Origin of the sequence: Allobosea sp., assembly GCF_048595345.1 — a bacterium.
In the GTDB taxonomy this organism is placed as follows: domain Bacteria; phylum Pseudomonadota; class Alphaproteobacteria; order Rhizobiales; family Beijerinckiaceae; genus Allobosea.
In genome coordinates this window covers 1-18,485 of record NZ_JBMDWH010000008.1, presented here as the reverse complement: position 1 = coordinate 18,485, position 18,485 = coordinate 1, and the positions used below count along the sequence as shown (strand labels likewise).

18 protein-coding genes and 1 other RNA gene are annotated in these 18,485 nt (G+C 67.7%); 4 read left to right on the top strand and 15 right to left on the bottom strand.

From position 1 onward, the window contains the following. Both ACOJTB_RS01340 and ACOJTB_RS01335 read right to left on the bottom strand, forming a co-directional pair. On the bottom strand, positions 1–177 hold a 177-nt coding region (locus tag ACOJTB_RS01340; RefSeq protein ID WP_420100715.1), incomplete at its 3' end, for a glycosyltransferase. 10 nt (positions 178–187) lie between these two features. Further along, the gene (locus ACOJTB_RS01335) at positions 188–1,312 is read right to left on the bottom strand and encodes an FtsW/RodA/SpoVE family cell cycle protein (RefSeq protein WP_420100714.1); all 1,125 of its coding nucleotides are present in this window, start codon (positions 1,310–1,312) and stop codon (positions 188–190) included. Positions 1,313–1,616: 304 nt separating this feature from the next. Between ACOJTB_RS01335 and ACOJTB_RS01330 the strand changes: the two genes are divergently transcribed. Further along, positions 1,617–2,294 (top strand): L,D-transpeptidase, encoded by a 678-nt coding sequence (locus ACOJTB_RS01330; RefSeq protein ID WP_420100713.1) that lies wholly within the window; start codon positions 1,617–1,619, stop codon positions 2,292–2,294. A 179-nt stretch (positions 2,295–2,473) separates the two neighbouring features. On the opposite strand, the gene murD is transcribed toward ACOJTB_RS01330, so the two are convergent. From murD to ACOJTB_RS01280, 10 genes are all read right to left on the bottom strand, one after another. Continuing rightward, positions 2,474–3,904 (bottom strand): UDP-N-acetylmuramoyl-L-alanine--D-glutamate ligase, encoded by a 1,431-nt coding sequence (murD, locus tag ACOJTB_RS01325; protein WP_420100712.1) that lies wholly within the window; start codon positions 3,902–3,904, stop codon positions 2,474–2,476. A gap of 14 nt (positions 3,905–3,918) precedes the next feature. Then, positions 3,919–5,001 (bottom strand): phospho-N-acetylmuramoyl-pentapeptide-transferase, encoded by a 1,083-nt coding sequence (gene mraY / locus ACOJTB_RS01320; protein WP_420100711.1) that lies wholly within the window; start codon positions 4,999–5,001, stop codon positions 3,919–3,921. Positions 5,002–5,063: 62 nt separating this feature from the next. Next, a complete protein-coding gene (locus tag ACOJTB_RS01315; RefSeq protein ID WP_420100710.1) occupies positions 5,064–6,488 on the bottom strand; it encodes a UDP-N-acetylmuramoylalanyl-D-glutamyl-2,6-diaminopimelate--D-alanyl-D-alanine ligase in 1,425 nt (474 codons plus the stop codon). Further along, positions 6,485–7,957, bottom strand: coding sequence for a UDP-N-acetylmuramoyl-L-alanyl-D-glutamate--2,6-diaminopimelate ligase (locus ACOJTB_RS01310; protein WP_420100709.1), 1,473 nt, complete (start codon positions 7,955–7,957; stop codon positions 6,485–6,487). The genes ACOJTB_RS01315 and ACOJTB_RS01310 overlap by 4 nt, the downstream gene beginning before the upstream one ends. Positions 7,958–8,180: 223 nt before the next feature. Next, positions 8,181–9,962 carry a peptidoglycan D,D-transpeptidase FtsI family protein gene (locus ACOJTB_RS01305; RefSeq protein ID WP_420100708.1) on the bottom strand — a complete coding sequence of 594 codons (1,782 nt, stop codon included), beginning with the start codon at positions 9,960–9,962 and terminating at the stop codon, positions 8,181–8,183. Then, positions 9,959–10,345 carry a cell division protein FtsL gene (ftsL, locus tag ACOJTB_RS01300; protein WP_420100707.1) on the bottom strand — a complete coding sequence of 129 codons (387 nt, stop codon included), beginning with the start codon at positions 10,343–10,345 and terminating at the stop codon, positions 9,959–9,961. Before ftsL ends, ACOJTB_RS01305 begins: the two co-directional genes overlap by 4 nt. Before the next feature lie 2 nt (positions 10,346–10,347). Then, positions 10,348–11,388 carry a 16S rRNA (cytosine(1402)-N(4))-methyltransferase RsmH gene (gene rsmH / locus ACOJTB_RS01295; RefSeq protein ID WP_420100706.1) on the bottom strand — a complete coding sequence of 347 codons (1,041 nt, stop codon included), beginning with the start codon at positions 11,386–11,388 and terminating at the stop codon, positions 10,348–10,350. Next, positions 11,385–11,861, bottom strand: coding sequence for a division/cell wall cluster transcriptional repressor MraZ (locus tag ACOJTB_RS01290; RefSeq protein ID WP_420100705.1), 477 nt, complete (start codon positions 11,859–11,861; stop codon positions 11,385–11,387). Before ACOJTB_RS01290 ends, rsmH begins: the two co-directional genes overlap by 4 nt. A 517-nt stretch (positions 11,862–12,378) precedes the next feature. Then, positions 12,379–12,782, bottom strand: an RNA gene (gene rnpB / locus ACOJTB_RS01285) — RNase P RNA component class A. A gap of 65 nt (positions 12,783–12,847) precedes the next feature. Beyond that, the gene (locus ACOJTB_RS01280; protein ID WP_420100704.1) at positions 12,848–13,558 is read right to left on the bottom strand and encodes a lytic transglycosylase domain-containing protein; all 711 of its coding nucleotides are present in this window, start codon (positions 13,556–13,558) and stop codon (positions 12,848–12,850) included. A 413-nt stretch (positions 13,559–13,971) separates the two neighbouring features. On the opposite strand from ACOJTB_RS01280, the gene ACOJTB_RS01275 reads away from it, so the two are divergent. From ACOJTB_RS01275 to ACOJTB_RS01265, 3 genes are all read left to right on the top strand, one after another. Then, the gene (locus ACOJTB_RS01275) at positions 13,972–14,721 is read left to right on the top strand and encodes a TerB family tellurite resistance protein (protein WP_420100703.1); all 750 of its coding nucleotides are present in this window, start codon (positions 13,972–13,974) and stop codon (positions 14,719–14,721) included. Positions 14,722–14,729: 8 nt separating this feature from the next. Continuing rightward, the gene (locus tag ACOJTB_RS01270) at positions 14,730–15,518 is read left to right on the top strand and encodes an N-acetylmuramoyl-L-alanine amidase (protein WP_420100702.1); all 789 of its coding nucleotides are present in this window, start codon (positions 14,730–14,732) and stop codon (positions 15,516–15,518) included. Positions 15,519–15,736: 218 nt separating this feature from the next. Then, positions 15,737–16,552, top strand: a complete 816-nt coding sequence (locus ACOJTB_RS01265) for a GGDEF domain-containing protein (RefSeq protein ID WP_420100701.1) — start codon at positions 15,737–15,739, stop codon at positions 16,550–16,552. Positions 16,553–16,601: 49 nt separating this feature from the next. Here the strand turns inward: ACOJTB_RS01265 and ACOJTB_RS01260 are convergent, their stop codons facing one another. The 3 genes from ACOJTB_RS01260 to ACOJTB_RS01250 all read right to left on the bottom strand — a co-directional run. After that, positions 16,602–17,171: a flavodoxin family protein gene (locus tag ACOJTB_RS01260; protein ID WP_420100700.1), complete on the bottom strand. Its 570-nt coding sequence runs from the start codon at positions 17,169–17,171 to the stop codon at positions 16,602–16,604. A gap of 307 nt (positions 17,172–17,478) precedes the next feature. Then, the gene (locus ACOJTB_RS01255) at positions 17,479–17,781 is read right to left on the bottom strand and encodes an alkylphosphonate utilization protein (protein WP_420100699.1); all 303 of its coding nucleotides are present in this window, start codon (positions 17,779–17,781) and stop codon (positions 17,479–17,481) included. 205 nt (positions 17,782–17,986) lie between these two features. Further along, a partial coding sequence (locus ACOJTB_RS01250) for a vitamin B12 dependent-methionine synthase activation domain-containing protein (RefSeq protein ID WP_420100698.1) occupies positions 17,987–18,485 on the bottom strand: 499 nt, incomplete at its 5' end.

Sequence of the window (18,485 nt, the reverse complement as noted above, 5' to 3'; positions counted from 1 at the left end):
GGCAGGTACCGCATGCACCGCCTCGGCCGGGAAGCTGCCGGCATAGGCGGCGGCACGCGTATCGGTCATCAGCACGACGCGGGCGCCGCGCGCATGCAGCGCATGGCTCAGCGCCTCGGCCGGGAAGAGATGGCCGCCGGTTCCACCAGCCGCCAGCATGATCAGGGGCGTCGTCATCGCCGCAGCCTTACAGCCCGAACTCTGAGGAGCGCGGCCGCCGCCGCGTCAGCGCCAGCAGGAACCCCGTCCCCACCGCCAGCGACAGCAGCGACGAGCCGCCATAGGAGATGAAGGGCAGCGTCATGCCCTTGGCCGGCATCATGTGCAGGTTCACCATCATGTTGATCGAGGCCTGGATGCCGAACAGCAGCGCCAGCCCGGTGACCGCGAGCCGCGTGAACGGGTCCTCGGATTTCTGCGCCACGAACAGCGAGCGGATCACGATGACTGCGAACAGCGCGACGAGGATCATGCAGACCACGACGCCGAATTCCTCGGCCGTCACGGCGAAGATGAAGTCGGTATGCGCGTCGGGCAGGATGCGCTTCACCGTGCCCTCCCCCGGCCCCTTCCCGAGCCAGCCGCCCTGCGCGAAGCTCTCGAGCGCCGTATCGACCTGGAAAGTGTCGCCCGAGCCCTTGTCCATGAAGCGCTCGATGCGGGCGCGCACATGCGGCACCAGCTCATAGGCGACGAGGATGCCGGTGGCGCCGATACCGCCCAGCCCGATGACCCAGAACCAGTGCAGCCCCGCCACGAAGAACAGCCCGGCCCAGACCAGGCTGACCAGCATCGTCTGGCCGAAATCCGGCTGCATCACCAGCGGCACGATGGTGATGGGCAGGATCAGCAGCGCCAGGATCGTGCCCGGCAGGTCGGGCCGGCGCGTGCCTTCGGCGAAGGCCCAGGCGGCGAGCACGACGAAGGCCGGTTTCAGGAACTCCGAGGGCTGCACCGAGCCCAGCGGGCCCAGCGTCAGCCAGCGCTTGGCGCCCTTCACCTCCACGCCGAAATAGAGCGTGGCACAGACCATCGCGAGCGAAACGACATAGAGGATCAGCGCCGTGCGGCGCACCTGCCGCGGGGTCATGAACGACACGCCGAGGAAGATCACCAGCGCGCCGGCCAGATAGGCCGCCTGCCGGTTGACGAAGTGGAAGGTGGAGAGGCCGAGCCGCTCCGCCACGGGCGGGCCGCCCGCCATCAGCAGCACGACGCCAGAAACCATGAGGGCGATCAGGGCCGTCAGGATCAGCCGGTCGATCGACCACCACCAGCGGCCGCTGAGCGAGGGTTCGGCGCGAGAAACCATGGGATCATTCCATCGGCGAGCCGGCGAGCCGGGCTCGCCATCAAGACGAATCATACTGTCAATGAATGGTTAACCGTTTGATTCCGGCGCCGGCCCGTTGTCCGCCCCTGTGGATGAGGAGACGCCATCTTAACCCTCGCCCCGCAGGATCGGCGGGCCGATGGCATTGCCGGCGAGGTCAACTCTGTGACGCGCCTGCTTGCCAAGCGGCGCCCGGGGCGGCAGTGTCCGCCGCGCTGGGACGACACGTCAAAGGGTCGCATCGACGCATGTCGGCGCAGACCGCTCACGGGAACACTTGAAGATGATGATCGATCGTGGGATCGCCGCCGCCCGCAGGACGGGCCTCGACCGGCGCCATTTCCTGCTCGGCTCCGCCGGCGGGCTCGGCGCGCTCGCGCTCGGCGGCTGCGCGGCCACCGACGGAATGAGCCTCGCTGAAGCCAGGCAGGTTTACGGCCCGGTGCCGGACAAGAAATTCGCGATTCCGGCGGTCGACATCAGCAAGGTCGATCCGAAATACTGGCGTCGCACCGTCCGCTACGAGAGCCGGGAAGAGCCGGGCACGATCATCGTCGACCCGTCGAATTACTACGTCTACCGCATCGAGGGCGGCGGCAACGCCACGCGCTACGGCGCCAATGTCGGCCGTGACGGCTTCCGCTGGAGCGGCGATGCCTATGTCGGCCGCAAGTCCGAATGGGCGACCTGGACGCCGCCGCCGGAAATGATCAAGCGCCAGCCGGAAGCCGCGAAATATGCCCGCGGCATGCCCGGCGGCCTGGAAAACCCGCTCGGCGCCCGCACCCTGCATCTCTACCAGAACGGCCGCTACACGCTGTACACGATCTACGCCTCCCTCGACGAGGAATCCATCGGCTCGGGTATCACCAGCGGCTGCGTCGGCCTGCTGACGCAGGACATGATCGACCTCTACGACCAGACCCCGGTGAAGACCAAGGTCGTCGTCCTGCCGGCCTGAGCGCGACGTCCACCGCCAAACAAAATCCCCGCCATCCTGCCGGATGCGCGGGGATTTCTAATCTGAAGCTATTGAAGCGGGGCGTCCCGGGCGCAGCGACGCGAAGACCCGGGACGACCCGTGCTTGTTGGGCAAGCAGAGCGAAACCGACGCTGCGGCGCGGGTGCACTCGCGCCTGATCAACCCCGCCCGAACGGCACGAAGCCCGGCAGCGCCTGCACCAGTTGGCGGAAGGCCTCGCCCCGCACCTCGAAATTCGGGAACTGATCGTAGGAGGCGCAGGCCGGCGAGAGCAGCACCGCGATCTCCCCCTCGCCCGGCTTCGCCAGCGCATCGCGCGCGGCATCGGCGAGCGCCCGGTCCAGCGTGACGCTGCGCTCATAAGCGACTCGGCCGTCATCGTCGAAGGTCGCGGCGAAGAGGTCGCTCGCCGCGCCGATCAGATAGGCCCTGGCGATGTTCGGAAAATAGCGGCGCAGGGACTCGATGCCGCCCGCCTTGGCCTTGCCGCCCAGGATCCAGAAGATCTCGCCGAAGGATGTCAGCGCCTTCTCGGTCGAATCCGCATTGGTCGCCTGGGAATCGTTGATGAAGACCACCCGGCCGATCCGGCCGAGCTCCTCCATCCGGTGCGGCAGGCCGGGATAGCTGCGGAAGCCGGCGGCGATCTCGCCATCGTCCAGATCCAGCGCCGCGCAGGCGGCGGCGGCGGCGGCGGCATTCTGCGCATTGTGGCTGCCGCGCAGCGAGCCGATGCCGGCGAGGCTGGCGACGAGGCGCTTCGCCCCGTCCCGCACGGTGACGATGCGCGTCTCACGGCCTCCGGGGCCGTCCCCCGCCTCGGCGAAGACGCCCTGTTCAAGCAGATTCTCACCGCTGATCCGCACGAGCGGCCGCCCGCTCTGTGCCCGTCGCTCCGCCATCTGCCGGGAGGGATCGTCGTCGACGCCGATCACAGCGATATCCGCAGCCGTGACCAGCCGCTCCTTGATGGCCGCATAGGCTTCGAGCGTGCCGTGCCGGTCGAGATGATCCGGCGTCAAATTCATCTGGATGCCGACGCTCGGCGCGATGGACGGCGCCAGATCGATCTGAAAGGTCGAGCATTCGATCACATGGATACGGCCTTCGGTCGGCGGCTCCAGCGCCAGCACCGCCGTGCCGATATTGCCGCCCATCTGCACGTCCCGCCCCGCCTGCCTGAGCACATGGGCGATCAGAGCGGTGGTGGTGGATTTGCCGTTGGTCCCGGTGATGCAGACGACCGGTGCGCGCGGCGCGATCTTCGCCCGCTCGCGAAAGAACAATTCGATATCGCCGATGATCTCGACACCCGCCGCCCTGGCCTTGTCCACCGTCCAGTGCGGCTGCGGATGCGTCAGCGGCACGCCCGGCGCCAGCACCAGCGCGGCGAAGCCCGACCAGTCGGCAGCGGCAAGATCGACGAGGCCGATGCCCTGCGCGGCGGCCCTCTCGCGGCTCTTCTCGGTATCGTCCCAGGCGGCGACCTCGGCCCCGCCCGCCATCAGCGACAGCGCCGTGACGATGCCCGAGCCTCCGAGCCCGAACAGGGCGACCTTTCGCCCGGCGAACACCGTGACGGGAGTCATGGAACTTATCCCGCTCAGCGCAGCTTCAGCGTCGACAGGCCGACCAGCGCCAGCACGACGGAGATGATCCAGAAGCGGATCACCACCTGCGGCTCGGTCCAGCCCAGCTTCTCGAAATGGTGGTGGATCGGCGCCATCAGGAACACCCGCTTGCCGGTACGCTTGTAGACGCCGACCTGGATGATGACCGACAGCGCCTCGACCACGAACAGCCCGCCGACGATCGCCAGCACGATCTCGTGCTTGGTCGCGACGGCAATGGTGCCCAGAAGACCGCCTAAGCCGAGCGAGCCGGTATCGCCCATGAAGATCTGCGCCGGCGGGGCGTTGAACCACAGGAAGCCGAGGCCGGCCCCGATCACCGCGCCACAAATGATGGCGAGTTCGCCCGAGCCCGGCACATGGTTGATCTGCAGGTAGTTGGCGAAGATCGCATTGCCGACGAGGTAGGAGATGAAGCCGAAGGTGCCGGCCGCGATCATCACCGGCACGATGGCGAGCCCGTCGAGCCCGTCGGTGAGATTCACAGAATTGCCGGCGCCGACCACCACGAAGGCCGTCACCAGCGGGAACAACAGCCCGAGCGGGATGATGGCATCCTTCAGGAAGGGCATCGCGAAGCCCGACGAGATCGCCGGCGGCTGAGTCTGCATGATCAGCGTGCAGGCGATCAGCGCGACCACGACCTCGATGCCGATGCGCGCCTTGCCCGAGAAGCCCTTGTGTGACTGCTTCGTCACCTTGAGGAAGTCGTCATAGAAGCCGATGGCGCCGTAGCAAGCGGTCACGCCGAGCACGATCCAGACATAAGGATTGCGCAGATTGCCCCAGAGCAGCGTCGCGGCGAACACGCCGGACATGATCATCAGCCCGCCCATGGTCGGCGTGCCACGCTTGGCCAGATGCGTTTCCGGCCCATCCGTGCGGATCGGCTGGCCCTTGCCCTGCTTCAGCCGCAGCCAGGAGATGGCCGCCGGCCCGAAGAAGAAGACGAAGAGCAGCGCCGTCGCCGTCGCCCCGCCTGCGCGGAAGGTGATGTAGCGGAAGACGTTCAGGACGGGGAAGGTGCCGGAGAATTCGGCGAGCCAGGTCAGCATGGTCTTGACGTCTCTTGCGCGTTCTTTTCATCGGCCGGGGCGAAGGCGCCCGGCATCCGGCATCAGTTTTCTGCGGGCAGCACCGGGAAGCGCGCCGTGAGCGCCTTCACGATCGGCCCCATGCGAGAGCCGAGCGAGCCCTTCACCGTGACCACGTCGCCGGCCCGCACCGCATCGAGAACGAGCGGCTCCAGCGCGGCGGCATCGCCCGCATAAGCCCCCCGCATGGCGGAAGGCAAGCTCTCATAGAGCCCTTTCATGAGCGGGCCGCAGGCGAAGACCATGTCGATGCCGTTCGTGGCCAGCGGTTCCGCGAGCCCCTTGTGGAGGCCGCCGCCGGTCGGCCCCAGCTCCAGCATGTCGCCGAGAACGGCGATGCGCCGGCCCCGCCCCTCGACCGGCAGACGACCGAGATTCTCGATCGCCGCGCGCATCGAGGCCGGGTTGCCGTTATAGCTCTCGTCGAGCAGCGTCAGCACGCCGCCCGGCACCTGGAGCCTCTGTCGCGCCCCGCGCCCGGAGGGGGGCGTGAGATCGCCCAGCGCCAGCGCCGCCAGAGCCAAATCCGCGCCGAGCGCCTTCACGGCGGCCAGAACAGCCAGCGAATTCAGAACGATATGCTTGCCGGGGCTGCCGAGCCGGTAGGTCACCGGCTCGCCCAGCACCCGCGCCTCCACCGTCGACATGTCCGGCTTCAGCGAACAGGAGATCAGCCTGACATCGGCGTCGGCGCTCTCTCCGAAGGTCAGGATCTCGCCGGCGGGACCGGATTTCGCGATGTCCCGCAGCAGCTGCGATTGCGGGATATCGGCATTGATGATCGCGGTGCCGCCCTCCTCCAGCGCCCAGAACACGCCGGCCTTCTCCTCGGCGATGCCTTCCAGCGAGTTGAACGCGGCCAGATGCACGGGGGCGATGGTGGTGATGATCGAAACCTGCGGGCGCACCATCCGCGCCAGCGGCAGGATTTCGCCCGGGCTGTTCATGCCGATCTCGTAGACGCCATAGGCGACGTCGGCCGGGGTGCGCACCAGCGTCAGCGGCACGCCCCAATGGTTGTTGTAGGAGGCGACGGGCGCGTGGGTCTTGCCCTGCCGCGAGAGCACGAGGCGCAGCGCCTCCTTGGTGCCGGTCTTGCCGACCGAGCCGGTGACGGAGACGACCCTCGCGGTGAGTTCGGCACGGCGGGCGCAGCCGGCCCGTTCCATCGCCTTCAGCACGTCCGGCACAACGGCGAAGGAGCCCTTGCCGGCAAAGGCTTCGGCATGCGCCTCGTCGATCACGGCGAGCGCCGCGCCCTTCTCCAGCGCGGCCTTCACGAAATCATGCCCGTTGCGGGCCTCGCCCGTGATGGCGAAGAAGGCCTCGCCCGCCTCTAGCGTGCGGGTATCGATGGAGGCGCCGGTCACGGCGCCAGGAACGGGGCCCTGCGCCTGCGCGCCAAGGGCTGCGACCAGTTGCTCGCCGGTCCAGATGGGGCCGCTCATCGTGTCGTCTCCTCGATGGCCGCCCTGACCACCTCCTGATCGGAAAAGGGCAATGTCCGGTCGCCGATGATCTGGCCGGTTTCATGGCCTTTGCCGGCGACGACCAGAACGTCCCCGGCTTGCAGCAGGCCGACCGCATGGCGGATCGCCTCCGCCCGGCCGCCCATTTCGGAGAGCCTGGGCGAAGCGGCGAGGATCTCGGCCCGGATCGCCGCCGGGTCCTCGGTGCGCGGGTTGTCGTCGGTCACGATGGCGATATCGGACAGCCTGGCCGCGATCTCGCCCATCACCGGCCGTTTGCCGCGGTCGCGATCGCCGCCGCAGCCGAAAAGGCAGATCAGGCGCCCCGTCGCATAGGGACGCAGGGTCTGGAGCACGGCTTCGAGAGCGTCCGGCTTATGCGCGAAATCGACCACGGCGAGCCCGCCCTTGGCCGAGCCGACGCGCTCCAGCCGGCCCGGGACCCCGACGAGCCGGGGAAAAGCAGCCAGGACCGCGCCGCTCTCCTCCCCCGCCGCGATCGCAAGCCCGGCGGCGACGAGCGCATTGCCGGCCATGAAGTCGCCGACCAGCGGCAGCACCGTCTCGATGCGCCGGTCCTGCGCTTCCACCACCAGCCGCTGCGAAAAGCCGTCGCGGACGACCTCGATCAGCTTCAGCGTGTCGCCGCTCCGGCCGACGCTCAGCACGGGATGGCCGCGCTCGCGCGCCGCGGTCTCGGCCCGGTCGCTGAACGGGCCATCGCGGTTGATCACCACCGGGGCGCCGTCCGGAAGCAGGTCCCAGAGCCGCAGCTTGGCCGCCAGATAATCCTCGACGGTCGGGTGATAATCGAGATGGTCGCGCCCGAGATTGAGGAAGGCGCCGGCTTTCAGCCGCACCCCGTCGAGCCGGTGCTGGTCGAGCCCGTGGGACGAGGCTTCCATGGCGAGATGCGTGATGCCGTCGCCTGCCAGCTTGTCGAGCGAGGCGTGCAACGAGATCGGGTCCGGCGTCGTCAGCGAGCCGTATTTCGCCGCATGCGCGGTGACGATGCCGACCGTTCCAAGGCTCGCCGCCTCTTGGCCCAGCGCCTGGAAGATCTGGCGGGTGAAATCGGCGACGGAGGATTTCCCGCTGGTGCCCGTCACCGCGACGATGGTTTCGGGTTGGCCCGGGTGGAGGGTCGCAGCCGCGAGCGACAGGGCGAGGCGAGGCTCCGCCACCTGCGCGAAGGCGATGCCGCCCGGCAGGTCTTCCGGGCGCGTCTGGCCCGACACCACCGCGACGGCCCCCTTCGCGACGGCATCGGCGATGAAACGCCCGCCATCGGCCTTGGCCCCCGCCAGCGCGACGAACACCTCGCCGGGCTGGACCTTGCGGCTGTCGAAGGAGAGGCCACGCACGGTCTTGCCGGCAGCATCGGCATCGAAGGCGCCGGGGAAGAGTTCGCTGAGGGTGAAGCTTCGCCGGTTGGTCAAGCTCGTCATCCTAGAAAGGGTGGCGCGGGGAACCCCTCTACCGGAGGGGAGAGGAATAGGGGTGAGGGTGGGCCCTCCCCGCATGAAGCGCGACGGCACCGTCGCATTCCAACGATCGGCGGCGGGCCCTCATCCCTGCCCTTCTCCCACACGGGAGAAGGGTTCCCCGCGCTTGTCAACTCGCACACCGCCTGGAGACCATGGACCATCCAGCGGGCGGGGAGCGCATCCTCTACCGAGAACCCCAGGCCCCCAGCTTGGCCATCAAGGGGAACGGCGACGGCGGCGGGTCGAAGCGCGGGGTCAGCCCCAGCAGCGGCGCGGCCCGTTCGATCAGCCGGCCGGTGGTGACGCCGGCATTCCACGCGGCGGTGGAATAGCCCCCGCTCTCGGCATAGCCCTTCGGCTCGTCATAGATGGCGAGGAAAAGGTATTTCGGCTTGTCGGAGGGCGCGATCGCCGTGAAGGTCGTGAAGTTGCGGTTCTTGGCGTAGCGGCCGCCGATCACCTTTTCGGCCGTGCCGGTCTTGCCGCCGACGAAGTAGCCGGGCACGTCCGCCTTCTTGGCCGAGCCCTTTTCGCCATTGATCCGCATGATGAAACGCAGCGCCTCGGAGGTCTCGGGCTTGATCACCCGCGTCGCGACCTTCATCGCGTCGTCCTGCGAGCGCTTGAGGAAGGTCGGCCGGATCAGATAGCCGCCATTCACGAGCGCCGAGACGGCCGCCATCGCCTGGATCGGCGCGACGGCGAGGCCATGGCCGAAGGCGATGGTCGCGGTGTTGATCTCGCCCCAGCGCTGGGGGACGATCGGCGCGGCGCTCTCGGGCAGCTCGGTGGTCATGCGGTCGAGCTGCATCATCTTGCGCAGGAAGGCTTTGTGGCCCTCGACGCCGACGGCCAGCGCCATCTTGATCGAGCCCATATTGGACGAGTGCAGGAACACCTCCGGCACCGTGAGGGTGCGGCCCGTGCCGTGGTATTCCTTGATGACCTGCCGGCCGAACCGCATCATGCCGCCGGCGGTCGAGAAGCTCGAATTGATGTTCACCTTGCCGGAATCCAGCGCCATCGCGATGGTCAGCGCCTTGAAGGTCGAGCCCATCTCGTAGACGCCGACATTCATCCGGTTGATGCGGTCCTTCTCCAGCGCATCGACGGGGTTGTTGGGGTCGAAATCGGGCAGCGAGACGAGGCCGAGCACCTCGCCCGTGGTCACGTCCATGATCGCGCCGGCCGCCGCGATCGCCTTGAAGCGCGCCATGCCGTTGACGAGCTCGTCGCGCAGCAGATGCTGGATGCGCAGATCGAGCGAGAGCTGGACCGGCTTCAGATCGGTCGCCTCTGTGGCGAGGCCCGCGCCGTTCAGATCCTGCAGCCCCTGAGAGTCGATGTATTTCTCGATGCCGGCGATGCCGATATTGTCGACATTGGCGAAGCCGAGGATATGCGCGGCAGCCGGGCCGTTCGGATAGACGCGCTTGTGCTCGGGCAGGAAGCCGATGCCGGGGATGCCGAGCCGGTAGACCTCGGCCTGCTGGCGCGGGGTGATCTCGCGCTTGACCCAGACGAAGCCCTTCTTGGTGCCGAGCTTGTCGCGCAGGTCCTTAGCGTCGAGATCGGGCAGCACGGCGGTCAGAAGTTCCGTCGCCTCGTCCTTGTCCAGGATCTTGCGCGGCTCGGCAAAGACCGAGACGACGCCGATATCGGTGGCGAGCACGTCGCCGTTGCGATCGACGATATCCGGCCGCGCCGCCGAGATCGCGTTCGAGGTCGCGCGGCGCAGGCCGACCTGCTCGTTGGGCAGCGTCGCCAGCAAGGCCAGCCGGGCGGTGATCGCCAGGAACAGCACCGAGAAGCCGAGAATGACCAGCCCGACGCGCGGCTGAGCCTTGTGGCCGCTCATGCGGAAGACGTCGCGCAGCCAAGCCAGGCGCGAGCGCGTTACGGGGGTTTCGGTGACCGTCTCGATCGTCGGGGCGGCCGGCGTTTCGCTCGGGTTCGGCTGGCTCATGGCATCGCTCCGGGCGTGGTCGCGCTCGCCTTGCGGTCACGCGGCGTCTCGGTGGGGATCCCGAGCCCGAGATCCTCGAGCTTGCGGCCGATCATGTCGACCTTCGGCCCGCGATTGGGGATCTCGCCGGGGGTGACCACCTGCGTGGCCTGGAAGGGCTGGAGGTCGAGATGGCGCTCGGCGAGAATCTGCACCCGGTCCGGCCGGTTGAGGAACTGCCATTCGGCCTTGAGAACTTGGATGGCGTCGCGCTCGCGCTGCGTCTTGGTCTTGAGCTTCTTGAGATGCTCGGAGGCCAGCGTCGTCTCGTATTTGATCGAATAGGCGTAGACAGCCGAGGAAACGAGCGCGCCGATGGCCACGACATGGAGAAACTTGATCACGCTCAGCTTCTCCGGCGTGGCTGGGGTTCGGGCAGGCCGGCTAGGGCGACGAGCCCCGCCTCGGCCCGGCGCGGGGCGGTGTCGAGCCGCTCGGCGGCGCGCAGCTTGGCCGAGCGGGCGCGCGGATTGGCCCGCATCTCGGCCTCGGAAGGAGCCACCGCTCCCCTCTCGACCAGCCTGAAGGTCGGCGCGGCGGCCGCGACGGCCGGAGCATGGCGCGAGCCCGCCGGCAGGCGCCCGGAGCGCTCGGCGAGGAACTGCTTGACGATGCGGTCCTCCAACGAATGGAAGGTCACGACGACCAGCCGCCCGCCGGGCTTCAGCGCCGCCTCCGCCCCGTGCAGCGCCCGCACCAGCTCGCCCAGCTCATCGTTGACGGCGATCCGCAGCGCCTGGAACACCCGCGTGGCCGGATGCGCTCCGCCGGGTTCGCCGCGCACGATGCCGGCGACCAGGTCCGCCAGCTGCTTGGTGGTGGTGAGCGGCGCCTTGCGCCGGGCCTCGATCACCGCACGGGCCACGGCGCGCGAGCGCCGCTCCTCGCCATAGTGATACAAGATATTGGCGAGCAGCCCCTCTTCCGCCTCGTTGAGGATGTCGGCGGCGCTCTGGCCCTGCCCGCTCATGCGCATGTCGAGCGGCCCGTCGAAGCGGAAGGAGAAGCCGCGCTCGGCCTGGTCGATCTGCATCGACGAGACGCCGATATCGAGCACCACCCCGTCAAGCGGCGTCATCCGAAAGCGCTCGGCCTCGACGGCGAGTTCGCCGAAATTCGCCTGCGCGATTGTGAGCCGCCCCGCCATCGCCGCGACGAGATCGGCCCCGCCCGCGACCGCGCTGGGGTCGCGGTCCAGCGCGAGCAGGGTGATCTCCGGCGCCGCCTCCAGAATGGCGCGGCTGTAGCCGCCCGCTCCGAAGGTGCCGTCGAGATAGCGCCCGCTGGAGACCGGAGCCAGCGCCGCGAGAACCTCGGCGAGGAGAACGGGCACATGACGAACCGGTCCGCCAATGGCTCCGCCTGAACGGTCGCCATGGTCCGTCATGAGCCTGTGCCTCCTGCCGATGGGGGAAGGGAACCAAGCGTGCGCTTGACGTCGCGCAGCCGCGTGCGGGCTGCGTCGAGATGGGCGCGGAAGCGCTCCGGCTCCCAGATCTGAAATTTGTGGCCGTGGCCGACGAAGGTCACCGCGTCGCCGATGCCCGCATGCGCCTTCAGCGTCTCGCTGAGCGTCATCCGCCCCTCGGGATCGACCTTCAGCACTTCGGATGTGCCGTTCAGCGCGGTCGAAAGCAGCTCCCACTCGTCCGAAAACGGGGAGAAGCGCGCCAGGATTTCGTCGATCGTCGCCCGCAGCGCATGGCCGCCCGCGTCCAGCGCCGGCAGATCGAGCGCCTGGTGAACATAGAGCCCCTCGTAGCCATCCTTGGCCAGCACGGAGCGAAAACTGGAGGGAATCGAGACGCGGCCCTTGGCGTCCAGCCGGTTGGTGAAGTTCGAGACGAAGCGGTCCGTCAACGCCGCCTCCCGGCCTGCTCTTCACATCGTCGCCGCCATCGACCGGCAGCGGCGAAATAGCCCCCCATCGAAGCAGGCAAGGCGCATCGGACGGCCAGTTTCCGCGCGGCACACGGATGCTGACCTGTGATGTGCCTGCCGGCTTCGACGGGATGATTTGGGATAGCATGGGCTACCATGGGCGTCAATGGAATCGCGATTGGAGACTGCCGCCCGCGAGGACTCCGGACCATCACAACCGGTTAAGGTTAAGCAACGGTAACCATGGGCATTTTGGGACGTGCCAGCCTGAATCGACGCAGCGGATCAGCGGCCGCCCCGGCAAAAAATTCAGCGATATCGAGGATGGAATTTTGGCAGCGGGAGAGAGCGCTCGTCTGTCCGGCGAAATCGCTCGGCCATTCCCTCGGGCGAGGGAGCCGGCGCGGCTCTTTAAAAACCGGGGCGGTGGCGATCCGCGCACCGCAAGCGCGAAAGCCCGCGCCCGATGCCCGGCTGGGCCAGATGAAGACGAGAGAGCGCCAGTCGGCCTGTAAGCCGGGTTCTGTATGGCTGCGGGATCGCTCCCGCAACGTGACGGCCATTCCTCTGGGACGCGCATCGCTGCGCGCCTCGAGCAACCAACCCGGACGACCAGGCCCAGAAACCGGCCCCTCCCCGCTCGCGCGGGCAGCGTCGTCCCTATTCGGTTTTGCTCCCGGTGGGGCTTGCCGTGCCGTCCCCGTTGCCGGGTCCGCGGTGCGCTCTTACCGCACCTTTTCACCCTTACCTGCTGCCGAGGCCGCAGGCGGTTCGATCTCTGTGGCGCTTTCCCTGGGGTCGCCCCCGCCGGACGTTATCCGGCACCGTGTTTCCGTGGAGCCCGGACTTTCCTCCCCCAAAGAAACCGAATTCTCCGGGAGCGGCCGTCCAGCCGACTGGCGAGGGGGACATGCGCGCTGGGGCCGGCCGCGTCAAGCGCGGCCGGCCCGGAAACGCCCGAAGGCTCAGTTGCGCGCGGTGATCGTGCGCACCTTGGCGCAATAGGTGCGATTGGCGCCGCTCATGCGGGTCGCCATATGGCCGCTCTGATACTTCATGATGGTGCGGCAGGTGTCGCCGCCGGCCATGCGATAGGCCTCGGCGAGATACTTCATGCCGTAGCGCGCATTGGTCTCGGCATCGAGCAGCCCGCCGGCTCCGCCGGAATAGCCCATTCCGCGCGCGGTCTGGTGGCGGATCTGCATCAGGCCGAAATTCCCAGCATGGGCGGCGCGCGGATTGTAGCGGCTCTCGATGCGGATGATCGCGTCGGCCAACGCGAAGGGCACGCCGTTGGCGGCGGCATGGCGGGCCACGATCCCCTTCAGACCATCGCCGCCGACGGGCGCGGCAGCCGGCTTCGCCTGCGGCTCGGCCTTCTCGGCGGCCGGGGCGATCGAGGCGGTGGTGGCCGGATCCTTTGCCTTGGCGGCCGCGTCCCGCTTGGCCTTGCGCGCCTCGGCACGGCGTTCTTTGGCTGTCATCGGCTTGGCTTGCGCCTCGCCGTCCTGCTTCGCCTCTCCCTTGGCCTCCTCGGCCTTCAGCCGGGCGATCTCGGCATCGCGGACGATGAGCGCTCTGGGGTCCGTCTCCTTGTTCACGAATTCCTCCGCGAGAGCCATGCCCGGGAGGCTAATCAGAACCGCGGCGACGAGACCGCCATAGATTGACTTCATGATCACTCGAACCCTGCTGCGCCACATCTCGCTGAGCGGCGGGGCCAGATGCTGTCAGAATGTGACGATAATCTGTCCCACTCGCAGGACATTCAGCGAATGACGCAGGCGAATTTCTGTCTGATCTCTATTTGACTATAGAGTATTTGCATGTATTCGACCGGCCGAAAAACTTTGCCGGCGCGGCCGCGCGAAGTGCGAATCAGGAAGCCGACTGCGCCGCCCCGGTTTCGCCTTTTTTCGCTTTGTCCAACCCTATGTTGGGAACCGCACGCGCCGGGGAGGCGTTATCCTCCGTTTTGCGCTTGATCGCCCGGCGACGAGCGATCATCATTTCCATGGCGCGGTGCCGGAGCGCCGCGCCTCTGCCGTTCCGACCCTGGCACGGCGATCCTCGGAGAGCCTGTCCTCCCATGTCTTCCTCATTCTGGGGCGCCCTCGGCGGCGGGGGTCTCGGCTTTGCGATCGGCGGGCCTCTGGGCGCCCTGCTCGGCGCGCTCGCGGGCCACGTCCTCGTCGATCGGGAGGGTGCGATCTTCGGCCCGCCTCCCCGCGAGCTCGTCTTCACCACCGGGCTGGTCGCGCTGGCGGCGAAGATGGCCCGCTCCGACGGGGTGGTGACCTGCGACGAGATCACCGCCTTTGGCCGCATCGTCACGGTTCCGCCGGGCGAGGAGGAACGTGTCCAGCGGCTGTTCGATCTCGCCAAACAGACCAGCGCAGGGTTCGAGGCTTATGCCGGGCAGATCGCCAGCGCCTTCCGCGACGAGCCGGCCCTGCTGGAAGGCGTTCTCGACGGCCTGTTCCTGATCGCGGCGGCCGATGGCGCGATCCACGAAGCCGAATATGCCTATCTGCGGGAGGTCGGCGCGATCTTCGGTATCGCCGAGGCCGATTTCGCCCGCATCGAGGCGCGCCATATGCGCCGACCGGACGATCCCTATCTCGTCCTCGGGGCCAGCCGCGAGATGGGCGACGACGAGTTGAAACGCCATTACCGCCGCCTCGTCGCGCAGAACCATCCCGATCGCGAGATCGCCCGCGGCCTGCCGCAGGAGGCGGTCGCGATCGCCACCAAGCGCCTGTCCGCGATCAATGCCGCCTGGGACCGGATCAGCCAGGAGCGCGGCCTCAGCCGCCGCCTCTCGCACGAGCCGGCCTGAGACATCCCATGACCGAATCCGCCAAGCCCGACAGCCGCTTCGCCGCGAAAGTCTTTCCCTCACCGAACCATGGCGAGCGCAAGCACCGCGACGGAACGCCCGGCCGGCGGCCCGACATGCTGATCCTGCACTATACCGGCATGGGCAGCGCGGGCGAGGCGCTGCAATGGCTGTGCAACCCGGTCTCGCAGGTCTCGTCGCATTATTTCGTCTTCGAGAACGGCCATACGCTCCAGCTCGTGCCGGAGACCCGCCGCGCCTGGCATGCGGGCGCCTCGCACTGGCAGGGCGAGACCGACATCAACTCCTGCTCCATCGGCATCGAAATCGCCCATCCCGGCCATCCGGGCGGCCTGCCGCCTTATCCGGAGGAGCAGGTCGTCGCGACCCTGAATCTCTGTCGTGACATCTGCGAGCGGTGGTCGATCCAGCCCGAGCGGGTGCTGGCCCATTCCGACATCGCGCCTGGCCGCAAGATCGACCCCGGCGAGATCTTTCCCTGGCGCCGCTTCGCCGAGGCCGGGATCGGCCTCTGGACCGAGCCCGCCCCGATCCGCGGAGGCCGCTTCTTCGGCAAGGGCGATGCCGGCCAGCCGGTCGAGGCGCTGCAGGCGATGTTCGCGATGCTGGGCTATGGCATCACCGTCGACGGACTTTTCGACGAGAAGACCGAGGCCGTCGTCGCCGCCTTCCAGCGGCATTGGCGGCCGCAGCAGGTGGACGGCATCGCCGACGCCTCCACCATCACCACCCTGCGCGACCTGCTGGCCGGGTCAACCCGCACGCGCATCGCCTGAGGGCCTCGCGCAACGAGTCAATTTATCCACAAATGGAACCAATTCCGACGGTCGTCGAAAGCCTCGCTTAACGCATCCCGCCCTAGTCTCGCGCTCATGGAGACAGTCGGAAAGCCTCTGCTTTGACGGTCCAGTATCACGCCCCGACCAAACAGCTTGGAGCGCCTGGCAACAGGGTTGCGATCGGTGCCTGGGAATGCATTCTGCCGACGCAGGCCTTGTGCTGGACCGACGGCGTTTACGACCTGTTCGGGCTGCGTCGCGGCAGTGCCGTGCGGCGCTCCGACATTCTCGATCTTTACGAAGACACCTCGCGCCGCGAGATGGACCGGCTGCGCAACCAAGCGCTTGCCACCGGCCGGTCCTTCTCGATCGACTGCCGGATCATGACGGCCGATGGCGCGCCGCGCTGGATGCGCCTGATCGCCGGCATCGACCGGCGCGACGGCTGCAACGCTCGGATTTTCGGCTCCAAGCACGATGTCACGGCCGAAAAAGGCCTATGGACCGAGCTGGCGCGCGAGGCGCATCCGCATGCTCTGGTGGCCGAGCCGACCTTGCGACGCTTCGACGAAGCCTTGCGCCAGTTCGGCGAGCGGGCCGGCGGCTTCGGTGCGGCGGTGGCGATCTATGCGCTGGACGATGAGACCCAGCTGCGAGACACCTTCGGCGCCGCAGCCTGCGACGCGGTGCTCCAGACGATCGAGCAAAGGCTTGGGCGGCTGTTTCCCGATGCGCTGGCCTCCGGGCGCATCGCTGGGGCAGGCTTTGCCCTGCTGATGCCCATGCCGCCGGAAGCGGAGCGCTTCATCGCCATGCTGGAAAACGGCCGCCGCCTGCTGCAACGGCCGCTCTCGCACGGCCCCTTCGTGGTCGATTTCCGCGTGTCGGCCGGGGCGGCAACCGCGCCCGCCTCGTCTCCGCTCGCGGCCCAGTTGCTGACCGGAGCGGAAGCCGGATTGAAGGCCGCCCGCATGCAGGGCGGCGACAGGCTGCGGCTGTTCGACGGGCCGCTGCTTCAGGCCGCTCGCTGAGAGCGGCGACGCCGCGCGCCTAGAGCGACGCGCGGCGCGCGGGAGCCGATCAGCCCTTCACGCTCTTGACCACGTCCGCGACGTTGCGGCCGAAGGCTTCGGCGGTCTTCAGGTCGCCCGGGATCATTTCCTCGACAGAGGCGTCGGAGGGCGAGGTCACCAGCAAGCCTTGATAGCCGCCGAGATTGTTGAGGTCGTCGCGGGTCGACGACTTGGCGTTGGAGGGGTGCATGCCGGTGCCGGTCCACAGCATCTTGTGCTGGGCCGCGAGCGCCGCGAGATAGGTGATCGTGTTGCCCTTGTCGCCGTTCAGCGTGGCCGAATTGGTGAAGCCGGCAGCGATCTTGCCCTTCCAATCCATGGTGTACCAGGGCTTCGACGAGGCATCGGCGAATTTTTTGAACTGCCAGGACACCGTGCCCATATAGGTCGGCGAGCCGAAGATGATGCCGTCGGCGGCCTTCAGCACATCCCAGGCGCTTTCGGGAACATTGCCCTCGGCATCGATAGCAATGAGCTGCACCTTGGCGCCCTCGGCCTGCGCGCCGGCGGCGACGGTCTCGGCGACGCGCTTGGTGTGGCCGTAGCCGGAATGAAAGACGATGGCGATCTGTGTCATGGGTAAGGCTCCTGTCTGAACCGGAAGGTGACAGGAAGATGTTGCGGCGCGGCGACAATCGCAACGCTTGCGCCGTTGCAATCATGCAGGCGATCACTGGCAACGGCGCAATGGGGCCGACCCGATTGACGCTGACCGCAAGCCCTCATCCCGAGGGGCCGCGAAGGGGCGTCTCGAGGATTGGTCCGGGAGGCTCAGGAACATTCGCGAGCGCCCTTCGAGAAGGCCCTGAAGGGCCTCCGCGGGACGAGGGCTCGCACATCCCGTCAAACAGTCAGGCCAAGAGCCGAGGCGCCACCCTGGCAGCTCACCTTTTCCGCACGAACTCCGTGCGCAGCACCAGTCCCTTGATCGCGTCGTGGCGGCAATCGATCTCTTCGGGGTTGTCCGTCAGGCGGATCGAGCGGATCACCGTACCCTGCTTCAGGGTCTGGCCGGCACCTTTCACCTTGAGGTCCTTGATGAGCACGACGGAATCGCCATCGGCGAGGAGATTGCCCGCCGCATCCTTGACCTCGATCTTGCCCGCCGCAGCAGCCGCGGCCGCGACCTCGGAAGCCGGGCGCCACTCGCCGGTAGCCTCGTCATAGACATACTCGTCGTCGGCCATCGTCTCGCCTGTTCGCTTTTGGCCGGAAGGTCCGGCCCGGTCGGGTTATCCGACCAGGAGCGAAAATTCAACAAGGCGAGACTGTATAATTATGGTCGCAGCCTCGTCGGACGAAGCGGGGCTGCGACCCGAGATGCTCTTGCTAAAGCGGGCATCTCTCGTAACGGAGGCTCGGGTCGAGCCCGACAATGATGCCTTGAACTGCCTACTCCGCCGCCTGCAAACGGTAGCTCGCCGGGTCGTAGTTGAGGATTGGCGCCAGCCAGCGCTCCACCTCCGCGATGCTCATGCCCTTGCGCTGGGCATAATCCTCCGCCTGATCGCGCTCCACCTTGGCGACGCCGAAGTAATAGGCGTCCGGATGAGCGAAATACAGCCCCGAGACCGAGGAGCCCGGCCACATCGCGAAGCTCTCGGTCAGCTTCACGCCGACGCGCCGCTCGGCCTCCAGCAGCCGGAACAGCGTCGCCTTCTCGGTATGGTCGGGCTGGGCGGGATAGCCCGGCGCAGGGCGGATGCCGCGATACTCCTCGCGGATCAGATCCTCGTTCGAGAAGATCTCGTCCGGCGCATAGCCCCAGAACTCCTTGCGCACGAGCTGGTGCATGCGCTCGGCGAAGGCCTCGGCGAAGCGGTCGGCCAGCGCCTTGACCATGATCGAGCGGTAGTCGTCGTTGTCGCGCGCGAACTTCTCGGAGATGCGC